Below are 12372 nucleotides of genomic sequence, written 5' to 3' on the forward strand. Positions count from 1 at the left end.
TCTCAGGCTGAAGGCCGTCGACCTGGCCCGCTTCTCCGTCACGAGACGATGAGGTACGGCCGAAGCTGAATTCACGTTCACGTCGCAGCCATCGGGCCAACGGGGCGGCAGTGGCGAAAGCAACAAGCGCATCGATCGTGCCGCGAAATCGTGCGCCAGGAAACTGGACGAGGCGACGGAGATGCCTGCACGAGCTAAAAGGTGCTAGGCACCAAGCTCGATGATCCTCAATTCTGGACCCAAACCCGGCTTACGGCATGTCGCGGAAATCACTGAAGCGCAGAGATCCCGAAGCCGTCTAAAAGACGGACAAGCCCGACGGAGTAGCACAGAAGACCGAACTGGGTTCCAGCAACATATAGGGTAAAGGCAGATCTCTGGGCGTGCAGCGCTTGTCCCCAGGGAGACTTGATCGTTTCGAATGGCATGACGGAGAACATCATCAAATGGGCCTCCAAGTCCGTAGGCGGCCATGATGAAATATCGGGCGGTGTGTGGAGCGGAGAGCCCGGAGCGCAAGGCCCAGCTTCCCCATATGCGCTGGGAAGCAGCGTCAATGGGACCAGTTCGATTTGGATGCGGTGGAGTTCATGTGTCATGGTCTCAATCCTTAGGCAAACGGTCCGACCCATCGGCTCGCCGGCACCTATCGTTGGTGGATGGCCTCAAGTCTGTCGTTGATGCAGGCATCAGGAGGCGTGTTGAACGCCTTCGTGAGCTGACATTGCCGCGCGGGAGAAGTACCCTGACCGTAACAGGACGCCGCTCGACCTGCTATTGATCTTGAGGAAGGATCGGGTAGCGAAGAGGAGGAGACGACTTATACGGGGGTTTAGCCGTTCATCGGGGCCGGCTACCAAAAATCAGACCACCACCCGCTCCTCGCGATGAGATGCCTTCGGCGCGCTCCTCTTCCCACGTCGATGACATCAACCAGATAGAACGTCGTCCTGGACTGCGTTACCTTGGAAGCCGTTTGCGCCACTAGGAGAGCACGGAGCAACGTGGGCACCCTTCATGCTCGAAATGAGTGGCTGAGCCGGGCATAGCTCCCTAGCAGCCCGCCTGTGTGCTGCCTCCGTATAATTTGCGCATACACAAGTATGATGGCGGACCTACACTCTTCGTTTTACCTTTTGCTCCTGAGTGCTGGCCCCTCCAAATTGGTCATGTTCGCATCGGCGTCGGCAGCCATTCACTTGGAACCATGGCCAATCAGGTTCCAAAACCGTTAGGAAGGGACGCAGAATGCCAACGGTATCTCCGACTCCTATCACGCCTCCAGACGAGCATCTTGTCACCGCCAGAGAGGCGCTTGAGCCCCTCTATGAGAGGCTGGAGCTTCACACCGAGGTCACCCTGCTGTCGGCGGCAATGGGGGCCGGATGGCCCGTCGACGAGGCAACGAGGGCGCTGGCTGCCCTTAGATTGCAAGACGCCCTCAATATTCTTGGCGGGAATTGAGGTCCAGCATATCGACCCCGCCCAAACGACAGAACGAGATGGAAGGCTTCGCAAAGTTCTAACGCGAATCGATCCGACGAGGGATTATCCAGCGGCACGATCATGGCGCAGGAATTTTGGTGTGGAATAGTCTGCACAGCAGAATCCACCGCCACATAGATTTTCCTTTGCGGTTGCGACAAACAACTTCGCCGGCATTCGACGTCGAAGGATTCGATGGTCCGACTGGAACTTCACAACGATATTCCCACCTTGTAAACCATCGCCGTTCCGTATCGACGCTCCGACGAAGTAGCCGCGTTCCAGCGCGAGTTGCACCGCAATGTGCGGCAGCCGGTTGCCTCTAGAACCATTCAGCGTAACACCAGAGGCTCGCTTGGTTGCCGCGATTTAGCAGATCTACCAAGTTATCGGCCTCCTCGGCGGTCAGCATGTCCATGACAAACCCATTGATGACGGCCGGCTGTCCGACGACTTTATCGAACACCGTCCAGTAAATATTGAGGTTCTTGCGACGGCTATATCTTTGCGCTGCCATCGTGTACTGCCTCCGGGTGCGGTAACGACTTTCGTTGATTGTGAGCGGTCTGTCAGATGTGACTGCTCGGCGGCTCTTGGATCTGCGAGGCCCGCGACGCTAGTCAGCAACTCGGCAGAGGAAGAAGGCCCGCATCCCCGCGGCGGCAAAGGAGCCCCTGCAGGGTCAGGTGGTTTGCCTTTAAACGTCGCTCACTGTAGAGCATTTTACTACCCGCCAGTGAAGAGATACATTAGCACTAGGGATGCTATCTACTTGTATATCCTTCCAAAAGCTCGCATCGCGTGGCGGCACCTCCCTAACGCCACGGTGCCGTGCGTTCGATCCATTCGCGCGTCCGCGCTTCTGGATCGACGTTCAAGGTAATGTCGGTGACAACGGCCGCGGTGTCGGCGCGCGCGTCGAATACGCCCTGTAGCCTGTCGACATTCAACCCGCCGATCGCCACCAGCGGCAACGGCGCGACACGCCTCTTCCAGTCTGTGATCCGTTCCAGGCCTTGCGGCGCCCATTTCATCTGCTTGAGAATGGTGGGATAGACCGGACCGAGCGCCACATAGTCGGGCCTCGCAGCCAAAGCCGTTTCGAGCTCTGACGCGTTATGTGTGGAAAGGCCGAATTTCAGGCCCGCGCTGCGAATGGCATCAAGGTCGGCTTCCCCAAGATCTTCCTGGCCAAGATGGATGAAATCGCATCCCTCCTCGATCGCCAGTTTCCAGTAGTCGTTGACAACCAGCTGGCACTTCGCCGCTGCGCAAACGGCCTTCGAACGCCGGATTTCCTGGCGCAGGATTTCGTCCGGGCGATCCTTCACCCGCAGTTGCACCAGTTTGACGCCCAGCGGCACGAGACGTTCGATCCATTCGGAACTGTCGACGATGAGATAGAAGGGATCAAGTCTCATGCGAAAACGCCCTTTCCGACAACCGGGGTGGACGGTACCGCCATGTCGCGCGGCTCCAGCATGCCGGAAAGATAAGCGAGCCTTCCGGCCTCGATCGCCTTGCCAAACGCCTCAGCCATGGCAGGCGGATCGCCTGCGACGGCGACCGCCGTGTTGAGCAGCACCGCGTCGTAGCCGAATTCCATCACCGTTGCCGCATGCGACGGTCTCCCGATCCCCGCATCCACGATCAGCGGGATGTCCGGAAAGGCGCTCCGCATGGCGGTGAGCGCGGAAGGGTTGCGCGGACCGGCCGCAGAACCGATCGGCGCGCACCAGGGCATCAAGACCCGGCATCCGACGGAGACCAGCTTTTCACCCACCACCAGATCGTCCGTCGTATAGGGAAATACGCAAAACCCTTCCGCACAAAGAATGCGTGCGGCTTCGACCAGTTCGAATACATCCGGCTGGAGACTGTCGTGGTGGCCGATCACCTCGAGCTTGATCCAGTCGGTACCGAATATCTCGCGCGCCATCTTGGCGGTCAGGATCGCTTCGGACGCGCTGTGACATCCCGCGGTATTTGGCAGGACGCGGACCGCGAGCTGGCGGATGAGTTCGAAGAAGGCTCCACCGGTCTTTCCGCCGGCCGTTTCGCGGCGAAGCGAGACGGTGACAATCTCCGCGCCGGACCGGCTGACCGCCTCGGCAAGGACGGCCGGCGACGGATAACGCGCGGTGCCGAGCAGAAGCCGCGAAGACAGTGCAGCATCATAAAGAGAAAGCATGGATCAACCTCCCTGCATCGGGGACAAGATTTCGATACGGTCACCATCGTCGAGCCGGTGATCGGCTCGGTCCTCGCGATGCACGAGATCTCCGTTGACGGCGGTTGCCAGCCAGTCGCCCTCGTATTCCAGAACATGAAGGAGTTCGGCCAGGGTTACGGCCTCGCAGACCTGTGTTTCGCCATTGATTATCAGTTTCATGAGGTTAGCCTTTCAGAAGTGAATGCCGCTGGAGGAGAATATCGGCGGCCCGCACCGCCATGGCGGGCGCCAGCAGGAAGCCATGCCGATGCATGCCGGCGATCGCGAGCCCCTCCTCCGTCTCGATGACTTGCGGAATGTTGTCGGCAAACGCCGGACGTATGCCAGTCCCGGTCTCGACAACGCGCGCCTCGCCAAACGCCGGATGCAGCGCATAGGCCGCGTTCAGGAATTCCATGAGCGAACGCGCGGTAATCGGTCCGTCATCGTCAGCCTCGATCATCGTCGCCCCGACCATGAAACGGTGATCGTCGCGGGGCACGATGTAGATCGGATGGCGGGGATGCAGCATCCTGACCGGCCTGGAAAGGGTAATATCCGCAGTTTCCAGATAGAGCATTTCGCCTCGCACGCCGCGCAGGCCGGAAAGTCGCGGTATCGCCGCCGGCCCGGTGCAATCGAGCATGCCGGCAAACCGCCGGTCCTGCGGCTGGCATCCGCCGAAATGGAAGACGACGCCACGCTCGCGGAGCCTGCCGGCTAGTCTGGCCAGTGCGCGGCGTGGATCGAGATGCGCTTCCTGCTCGAAGAAAAGAGCCTTTTCGAAGCGGCCGGCTAGTGCAGGCTCGAGGTCGGCCACACCCTTGCGATCGATCCAGACATGACCGGTGGTGCGCGCGGCAAACCGGACGAGATCCGGAAGGTCGCGCGGCTGCGCCACGACGAGAGTACCGCGGCGACGAACCTCGCCGGGCACGGCCTCCTCCCACCATCCGGCCGCGCCCAGGCCCAATGTCAGGACAATCTCTTCGGCCGCTTCCCGTTCGCAATAGGGCGCGAGCATTCCTCCAGCAAAGTGCGAGGCGCCAAGTCCCGCCGCGCCGGCCTTTTCGATCACCTCGACCGAAAAGCCCCGCCTGACGAGCTCATGGGCTGCCGCGAGGCCGGCAACGCCGGCCCCTTTGACGAGAAACGTAGACATTATGCGTTACCCGGAAGGTTTTCGATCGGCATGTACAGGTCGCCAGCCTCCCGATATTTCGCCGCCATCGCTTCCAGCCCTTCCTTCTGCGCTTCGGCGCGGATATCGTGCGAAATCCGCATCGAGCAGAATTTCGGACCGCACATGGAGCAGAAATGCGCCACCTTATGCGCCTCCTTCGGCAGCGTTTCGTCGTGGAAGGAACGGGCAGTTTCCGGATCGAGCGAAAGGTTGAACTGGTCCTCCCATCGGAACTCGAAACGGGCGCGCGACAACGCATCGTCGCGCACCCGCGCCGCCGGATGACCCTTGGCGAGATCGGCGGCATGTGCCGCGATCTTATAGGTGATGACGCCCACCTTGACGTCGTTGCGGTCCGGCAGGCCGAGATGTTCCTTGGGCGTCACGTAGCAGAGCATGGCAGTGCCGAACCAGCCGATCATCGCAGCCCCGATGCCGGACGTGATGTGGTCATAGCCCGGCGCGATATCGGTGGTCAGCGGCCCGAGCGTATAAAAGGGCGCCTCGCCGCAGACCGCGAGCTGCTTGTCCATGTTTTCCTTGATCTTGTGCATCGGCACATGGCCGGGACCTTCGATCATCACCTGGCAATCCTTCGCCCAGGCGATTTTCGTTAACGCGCCGAGCGTTTCCAGTTCTGCGAACTGCGCCGCATCGTTGGCATCGGCAATCGAGCCTGGCCGCAGGCCATCACCGAGCGAGAAGGAAACGTCGTAAGCGCGGCAGATGTCGCAGATCTCCTCGAAATGCTCGTAGAGAAAACTCTCCCGGTGGTGGTGCAGACACCACTTGGCCATGATCGAGCCGCCGCGAGAAACGATGCCGGTGACGCGATTGACGGTCAGCGGGATATAGGCAAGCCGCACGCCCGCATGGATGGTGAAGTAATCGACGCCCTGCTCGGCCTGTTCGATCAGCGTATCGCGATAGACCTCCCAGGTGAGGTCCTCGGCAATGCCGTTCACCTTTTCGAGTGCCTGGTAGAGCGGCACGGTGCCGATCGGTACCGGCGAATTGCGGATGATCCATTCGCGGATATTGTGGATGTTGCGGCCGGTCGACAGGTCCATGACCGTGTCGGCACCCCAGCGGATCGCCCAGACCATCTTCTCGACTTCCTCCGCCATGGAGGAGGTGACGGCGGAATTGCCGATATTGGCATTGATCTTCACCAGGAAGTTCCGGCCGATGATCATCGGCTCGCTTTCCGGATGATTGATGTTGGCGGGAATGATCGCCCGGCCGGCGGCGACCTCCTGGCGGACGAATTCCGGGCTCACATGATCGGGAATATGGGCGCCGAAGCTTTCGCCATCGCGGCTCATGGCCTCCGCCTGTGCCTTGCGGCCGAGATTTTCGCGGATAGCGATGAATTCCATTTCCGGAGTGATGATGCCGGCGCGTGCATAGGCGAGTTGGGTTACGGCCTTGTCGCCCCTCGCCCGCAGCGGCTGGCGCTTGGCCGGAAATTCCGGTGTCAGCCGTTCGCCGCTGACAAAGCCGTTGTCTTCGGGACGCACATGGCGGCCTTCATAGGCCTCGACATCTCCGCGGGCGATCACCCAGCCGCGACGGAACTGTGACAAGCCCTGCTCGATACGGATATCGGCGCCCTCGACAGTGTAAGGGCCGGAGCAATCATAGACGACGACGGGCGGCTCTCCCGATGTCGGATGGACGCTGATCTCGCGCATCGGCACGCGGATGTCGGAGTACATATCTCCGGGGATGTAGATTTTCCGCGAGGCCGGTAGCGGGCCGGTGGTGACGGTGGGTGTGACGTTCTTTGCGGCAATGGTCATGGTTTGAGGCTCCAAGTTGCAATTGGAGACCCAGTCAATCAGCCGGAATGATGGAAAGACGCCGGCATGGAATCCACGCGGGAATCCGAAGCCTTCGAGCGCTTGCACCGTCCCTACGCCAGTATGAACTGGATCAGGTTCAACGGGTCACTGCGCCACAACAGGCAAAGCCATATTGTCCAGCAGTATCTCAGTCCCTTGCCGGGACCCCCCTGGTGAATGTCGCAAAGACTATGTCCTGGGCCGAGTTCGTGTCAACCACAGACCTTCCGTCGTCCGGCTCTTGGGCGTATTTTGATGTGGAAGCCGGGCAGATGACTGGATTGGGAGAAGGATGTCGCCGAACTTCCAAATTGTCGCCTTGAACGGGATCGAGCGACCGGCCACCGAGATGGACCGGAAGCCCCTTGGTGCGCCGCCTAAGATTCTGCAAATTCCTTTTCGAAAGACCTCGTTGGAGCAACCGCACCTGCTTTATCGGCAAAGCTCATTCGATCGCCGAGAGGAACGCCGGGATCTGTTGCTCGAAGAACTTCGAGAACGAGGCGATGCGCGGCGGCAGGGCCTGGTACGGGGGGTAGTACAGGGTCAGCCATAAGTCTGGCGGCGACCAGTCCCGCAGGACGTGGACGAGCCGTCCGGTCCGCAGATGCTCGGCGACATGGAACTTGGGCAGCATGGTGACCCCGACGCCGTCGGCCGCCATGCTCGCCAGCACCTCTCCGCTATTGGCGCTGAATGCACGGCCTGCAGAAATCGTGGCGCTGCCACTGCCGTCCGACAGTGACCAGGTCTCCCGTTTGCTTTCGCCGCTATAGGCCAGGCAATCGTCAGGAATGAGCTCGTTCGGGTGCTTCATGTCGCAAAACCGGCTGCCGGGCGCTGCGACGAGGATACGGCGCACGACGCTGATCTTGCGCCAGATCGTGAACTTGTCCGAAGGTGCCGCGGAAATGCGGATCGCCAGATCATAATCGTCGTCGATGATGTCGACGAGTCCATCGGCGAGCGAGATTTCGAAGCTGATCTTGGGATAGCGCTCCCTGAATGCCGAGAGGATGGGCGGCAGGACCTGCTGGCCGAACCAGGTCGGCGCGCTGATGCGAAGGCGGCCATGATCCGCCTTGTGGGAATTCATCACGTCCTTGCGCGCGTTGTCGAGCGCCTGCACCGCCGGCTGTATCTGGGCGGCGAAGATCGCGCCATCGGTCGTCAGCGACACTTGGCGCGTGGTGCGCACGAAGAGTTGCACGCCCAGATCTTCTTCCAGGGCCGCAATCGCCCGGGTGACGGCTGCGGGCGTCATATCGAGCTCGCGCGCGACCTGCGCGAAGCTCCGCTTCTCGGCAGCCAGCAGGAAGGTTCGGAGCACCTTGTAGTCGTTCATCGATTATTTCACCAATGGCAATTCACTGACAACTATTATTGCAATTTCCACGCCTGATCAACGGACGTAGATTTTCAATCACACCAGACAAACCAACACAGCCGCGGAAGGGCGAGGATCATGATCAAGGATATCAAGGGACTGCATCACATCACGTCGATGGCATCGGATGCCCGTCGGAACAACGCGTTCTTTACGGGCACGCTTGGCCTGCGCCGCGTCAAGAAGACCGTAAATTTCGACGATCCCAACGTCTACCACCTCTATTACGGTGATGAGGCCGGTACCCCCGGCTCCGTCATGACCTACTTCCCGTTTCCCGACGTGATGCGCGGCCGTCCCGGCGTCGGCGAGGTCAGTGACACACAGTTCGCGGTGCCCAAGGGCTCGTTGTCCTTCTGGCAGGATCGCTTATCGGCAAAGGGAACCGGCAGCCTGCAGACCGACACTGCCTTTGGCGCTCCCCGCCTCCTGTTCAAAGGGCCGGACGGCGAAGGGTTTGCCCTTGTCGAAACCGAAACCGATGGCCGAAAGGCCTGGACTGGCGCCGGCATCGACGAAAGCGTCGGCATCCGCGGCTTCACCGGTGCCAGATTCCGCCTGCATGACGCCGCTGCCACGTCCGAACTGCTCGGTTTCATGGGCTACCAGCGCACTGAAACGGATGGTGACGTCACCCGCTTCATCATCCCCGGCGGCAATGGTGCCGACACGATCGACCTCGAAGTCCTTCCGAAAACGCCTTTCGCAAGGCAGGGCGCAGGTTCCGTGCATCACATCGCTTTCGCCGTCGAGAACCGCGCAAAGCAGCTCGAAGTCCGCAAGGCCCTGATGGATACAGGATACCAGGTGACGCCTGTCATCGACCGCGATTACTTCTGGGCGATCTACTTCCGGACACCCGGCGGCGTCCTGTTCGAAATCGGCACCAACGAACCCGGTTTCGACCGCGACGAAGACACGGCACACCTCGGCGAGGCTTTGAAACTGCCGGCTCGCTACGAGCCTTATCGTGACCAGATCGAGGCCGGGCTGACACCGCTCGCCGCCTGACGTCGCTTTCCAACAATAAGGCGGCATAACTTTCAAGACGTGCCGCCTTTCCTGCCCCATTACCTAGCTTCAACCCAGTCAAAGGAAGACACGAGATGTCCAGCAAGCTTCAGGTCCTAACCCCGCAGAACAGTCAGATCATCTTCATCGACCAGCAGCCGCAGATGGCCTTCGGCGTCCAATCGATCGACCGCCAGGTCTTGAAGAACAACGTCGTCGGTCTGGCCAAGGCTGCCAGGATCTTCAACATCCCGACCACCATCACCACCGTCGAGACCGACAGCTTCTCGGGCAACACTTTCCCGGAACTGCTCGCCGTCGTCCCGGACAATGATATCCTTGAGCGCACCTCGATGAATTCCTGGGACGACCAGAACGTCCGCGACGCGCTTGCCAAGAATGCCGCCGATGGCCGCAAGAAGATCGTCGTCGCCGGCCTCTGGACGGAGGTTTGCAACACGACCTTTGCGCTCTCCTGCATGAACGACACAGACTATGAGATCTACATGGTCGCCGATGCGTCCGGCGGCACGTCGCTCGACGCGCACAAATATGCAATGGACCGCATGGTGCAGGCGGGTGTCGTTCCGGTCACCTGGCAGCAGGTCCTGCTTGAATGGCAGCGCGACTGGGCACGCAAGGAAACCTATGACGCGGTCACGTCGCTGGTGAAGGAGCATTCCGGCGCCTACGGCATGGGTATCGACTATGCGGTCACTCACGTTCACGGCGGCGCCGAGCGGGTCCGCCATGGCAAGCGGATCGGCCCGAACCCTGCGAAGTAAAACCGTCATCACCCCGGCAGGCGGTCGCCAGCCGGGGTGAACTGCTTCTCTCCAAGCGAAGGTGATCCGCGATGAAAATCTATCTGCTGTCCCTCGGTGCCGGCCTGTTGGTGGGCGTAATATACAGCCTGCTCAATGTCCGTTCGCCCGCCCCGCCCGTTGTCGCCCTCATCGGCCTGCTCGGCATCCTCGTCGGTGAGCAGCTGGTGCCCTTGGCAAAAAGCATCTGGGCACGCGAGCCCGCCGCCGTCTCCTGGCTTCACCAGGTCAAGCCGCACATGTTCGGGCACCTTCCGAAGGGCGGCACAAACCTGACCCTGCCTCGTGAAGATCCGACGTCGGGGAAAAGCTGATGACCACGCGCCGCACATTCCTGGGCGCAGCGTCGAGCTTTGCCTTTTCAAATCTTTTTTCACCGGCGAACGCCGCCGATCCCATCAAGACGGGAGCTGCTTCCATGCACGCCGATATCGTTCTTCACAACGGACTGATCACGACGCTTGATCGCGCAAATCCGAACGCCACCGCCGTCGCCGTCAAGGACGGCGTGTTTCTGGAGGTGGGAACCGACAGCGAGGTGATGACGCTCGCCGGACCGGATACGAAGATCATCGACCTGAAAGGCAAGCGCATGCTGCCCGGTCTGATCGACAACCACACCCACGTCGTGCGCGGCGGCCTCAACTTCAACATGGAACTCCGCTGGGATGGTGTCCGGTCGCTTGCCGATGCGATGGACATGCTGAAGCGACAGGTGGCGATCACGCCGGCTCCGCAATGGGTTCGCGTGGTCGGTGGTTTTACCGAACACCAGTTTGCGGAGAAGCGCCTGCCGACGATCGACGAGATCAACGCCATCGCGCCCGATACCCCGGTCTTCCTGCTCCATCTCTATGACCGCGCGCTGCTGAACGGCGCAGCGCTCCGCGCCGTCGGCTATGGCAGAGATACACCGAACCCTCCTGGCGGCGAGATCACCCGCGATGCCAACGGCAATCCGACCGGCCTTCTGCTCGCCAAGCCGAATGCTGGCATTCTCTATTCGACCTTGTCGAAGGGACCGAAGCTTCCGTTCGAATACCAGGTCAACTCCACCCGCCATTTCATGCGCGAACTCAACCGGCTGGGCATTACCGGCGTGATCGACGCCGGCGGCGGTTTCCAGAACTATCCGGACGATTATGCGGTGATCCAGAAGCTTTCGGGTGAGGATCAACTGACGGTGCGTCTGGCCTACAACCTGTTCACGCAGAAGCCGAAGGAAGAGAAGCAGGATTTCCTCAACTGGACGCAGTCGGTCAAATACAAGCAGGGCAATGACTACTTCCGCCACAACGGCGCTGGCGAAATGCTGGTCTTCTCCGCGGCTGACTTCGAGGACTTCCGCCAGCCACGGCCCGAAATGGCGCCGGAAATGGAGGGCGAACTGGAGGACGTCGTTCGGGTGTTGGCCGAAAACCGCTGGCCTTGGCGGCTTCACGCCACCTACGACGAGACCATCTCCCGTTCGCTCGACGTTTTCGAGAAGGTCAACAAGGACATTCCGCTCGAAGGTCTCAACTGGTTCTTCGACCATGCTGAGACGATCTCGGATCGTTCGATCGACCGCATCGCGGCGCTCGGCGGCGGCATCGCCACCCAGCACCGCATGGCCTATCAGGGCGAATATTTCGTGGAGCGCTACGGCCATGGCGTCGCAGAGGCCACGCCACCGATCAGGCGCATGCTCGAGAAGGGTGTCAACGTCTCGGCAGGGACCGATGCGACCCGTGTCGCCTCCTATAATCCATGGGTTTCCCTTGCCTGGATGGTGACCGGAAAGACGGTTGGCGGGATGCAACTTTACCCGCGCGCCAACTGCCTCGATCGCGAGACGGCACTGCGCATGTGGACGGAGAAGGTCACCTGGTTCTCCAACGAGGAAGGCAAGAAGGGGCGGATCGAAAACGGCCAGTTCGCCGACGTCGTCGTCCCGGACAAGGACTTCTTCTCCTGCGCGGAAGACGAGATCTCGTACCTCACCTCGCAGTTGACCATGGTCGGCGGCAAGATCGTCTACGCTGCGGGCGAATTCTCGGGGCTGGACGAGAACGATGTCCCGCCCGCCATGCCGGACTGGTCACCCGTTCGCACATTCGGCGGCTATGCGGCATGGGGCGAACCGCAAGGCGCCGGCATGAATTCCTTGCGCCGGACTGCGATCTCGACATGCGGTTGCGCCACTTCCTGCAACGTCCACGGTCACGACCACGCCGGTGCCTGGACATCGAAACTGCCGATCGCCGATCTCAAGGGCTTCTTCGGCGCGCTTGGTTGTGCCTGTTGGGCTGTGTGATTTTTCCAATGTCTTCCATGGGGCAGCATCAGGTCGCTGCCCCGCAGACTGTTGCGAATATCGCAAGAGAATCTCAATTTTTGATGCAATTGTTGGCGCTAATCTTTGCGGCCAATATCGTTCCATCAGA

General features: G+C 60.6%; 12 protein-coding genes and 1 riboswitch. Of the genes, 5 read left to right on the top strand and 7 right to left on the bottom strand.

Features of this window, described 5'->3' with window-relative positions; genetic code table 11:
• The first annotated feature begins 1248 nt into the window (after window positions 1–1248).
• Window positions 1249–1464 carry a hypothetical protein gene (locus FHT69_RS13950; protein WP_097544219.1) on the top strand — a complete coding sequence of 72 codons (216 nt, stop codon included), beginning with the start codon at window positions 1249–1251 and terminating at the stop codon, window positions 1462–1464.
• A gap of 343 nt (window positions 1465–1807) precedes the next feature.
• On the opposite strand, the gene FHT69_RS13955 is transcribed toward FHT69_RS13950, so the two are convergent.
• The 7 genes from FHT69_RS13955 to FHT69_RS13985 form a co-directional block, all read right to left on the bottom strand.
• A complete protein-coding gene (locus FHT69_RS13955; RefSeq protein WP_183905491.1) occupies window positions 1808–2002 on the bottom strand; it encodes a hypothetical protein in 195 nt (64 codons plus the stop codon).
• 298 nt (window positions 2003–2300) lie between these two features.
• Window positions 2301–2906, bottom strand: a complete 606-nt coding sequence (locus FHT69_RS13960; RefSeq protein ID WP_097544217.1) for a thiamine phosphate synthase — start codon at window positions 2904–2906, stop codon at window positions 2301–2303.
• A complete protein-coding gene (locus tag FHT69_RS13965) occupies window positions 2903–3676 on the bottom strand; it encodes a thiazole synthase (protein ID WP_097544216.1) in 774 nt (257 codons plus the stop codon). Before FHT69_RS13965 ends, FHT69_RS13960 begins: the two co-directional genes overlap by 4 nt.
• Before the next feature lie 3 nt (window positions 3677–3679).
• Window positions 3680–3877, bottom strand: coding sequence for a sulfur carrier protein ThiS (thiS, locus tag FHT69_RS13970; RefSeq protein WP_018245349.1), 198 nt, complete (start codon window positions 3875–3877; stop codon window positions 3680–3682).
• 4 nt (window positions 3878–3881) lie between these two features.
• Complete coding sequence (gene thiO / locus FHT69_RS13975; RefSeq protein WP_183905492.1) at window positions 3882–4859, bottom strand: glycine oxidase ThiO; 978 nt, start codon at window positions 4857–4859, stop codon at window positions 3882–3884.
• Window positions 4859–6682 carry a phosphomethylpyrimidine synthase ThiC gene (thiC, locus tag FHT69_RS13980; RefSeq protein ID WP_183905493.1) on the bottom strand — a complete coding sequence of 608 codons (1824 nt, stop codon included), beginning with the start codon at window positions 6680–6682 and terminating at the stop codon, window positions 4859–4861. The genes thiO and thiC overlap by 1 nt, the downstream gene beginning before the upstream one ends.
• 92 nt (window positions 6683–6774) lie before the next feature.
• Window positions 6775–6906: riboswitch (TPP riboswitch) on the bottom strand.
• Window positions 6907–7169: 263 nt separating this feature from the next.
• Window positions 7170–8069: a LysR family transcriptional regulator gene (locus FHT69_RS13985; protein WP_183905494.1), complete on the bottom strand. Its 900-nt coding sequence runs from the start codon at window positions 8067–8069 to the stop codon at window positions 7170–7172.
• Window positions 8070–8189: 120 nt separating this feature from the next.
• Between FHT69_RS13985 and FHT69_RS13990 the strand changes: the two genes are divergently transcribed.
• From FHT69_RS13990 to FHT69_RS14005, 4 genes are all read left to right on the top strand, one after another.
• Window positions 8190–9122 (top strand): VOC family protein, encoded by a 933-nt coding sequence (locus FHT69_RS13990; RefSeq protein ID WP_183905495.1) that lies wholly within the window; start codon window positions 8190–8192, stop codon window positions 9120–9122.
• 95 nt (window positions 9123–9217) lie between these two features.
• A complete protein-coding gene (locus FHT69_RS13995) occupies window positions 9218–9907 on the top strand; it encodes a hydrolase (protein ID WP_097544211.1) in 690 nt (229 codons plus the stop codon).
• Window positions 9908–9978: 71 nt separating this feature from the next.
• Window positions 9979–10260, top strand: a complete 282-nt coding sequence (locus FHT69_RS14000) for a XapX domain-containing protein (protein ID WP_097544210.1) — start codon at window positions 9979–9981, stop codon at window positions 10258–10260.
• On the top strand, window positions 10260–12242 hold the full coding sequence (locus FHT69_RS14005) for an amidohydrolase (protein WP_127430007.1): 1983 nt from the start codon (window positions 10260–10262) through the stop codon (window positions 12240–12242). Before FHT69_RS14000 ends, FHT69_RS14005 begins: the two co-directional genes overlap by 1 nt.
• Window positions 12243–12372: the final 130 nt, after the last annotated feature.

The organism is Rhizobium sp. BK008, assembly GCF_014197345.1.
GTDB classification, from domain to species: domain Bacteria; phylum Pseudomonadota; class Alphaproteobacteria; order Rhizobiales; family Rhizobiaceae; genus Rhizobium; species Rhizobium anhuiense.

Coding starts and splice junctions, on each gene's coding strand:
- thiO (WP_183905492.1), bottom strand. CDS start 4,859: ATGTCTACGTTTCTCGTCAAAGGGGCCGGCGTTGCCGGCCTCGCGGCA.
- FHT69_RS13950 (WP_097544219.1), top strand. CDS start 1,249: ATGCCAACGGTATCTCCGACTCCTATCACGCCTCCAGACGAGCATCTT.
- FHT69_RS13990 (WP_183905495.1), top strand. CDS start 8,190: ATGATCAAGGATATCAAGGGACTGCATCACATCACGTCGATGGCATCG.
- FHT69_RS13960 (WP_097544217.1), bottom strand. CDS start 2,906: ATGAGACTTGATCCCTTCTATCTCATCGTCGACAGTTCCGAATGGATC.
- FHT69_RS13995 (WP_097544211.1), top strand. CDS start 9,218: ATGTCCAGCAAGCTTCAGGTCCTAACCCCGCAGAACAGTCAGATCATC.
- FHT69_RS13985 (WP_183905494.1), bottom strand. CDS start 8,069: ATGAACGACTACAAGGTGCTCCGAACCTTCCTGCTGGCTGCCGAGAAG.
- thiS (WP_018245349.1), bottom strand. CDS start 3,877: ATGAAACTGATAATCAATGGCGAAACACAGGTCTGCGAGGCCGTAACC.
- FHT69_RS13955 (WP_183905491.1), bottom strand. CDS start 2,002: ATGGCAGCGCAAAGATATAGCCGTCGCAAGAACCTCAATATTTACTGG.
- thiC (WP_183905493.1), bottom strand. CDS start 6,682: ATGACCATTGCCGCAAAGAACGTCACACCCACCGTCACCACCGGCCCG.
- FHT69_RS13965 (WP_097544216.1), bottom strand. CDS start 3,676: ATGCTTTCTCTTTATGATGCTGCACTGTCTTCGCGGCTTCTGCTCGGC.
- FHT69_RS14000 (WP_097544210.1), top strand. CDS start 9,979: ATGAAAATCTATCTGCTGTCCCTCGGTGCCGGCCTGTTGGTGGGCGTA.
- FHT69_RS14005 (WP_127430007.1), top strand. CDS start 10,260: ATGACCACGCGCCGCACATTCCTGGGCGCAGCGTCGAGCTTTGCCTTT.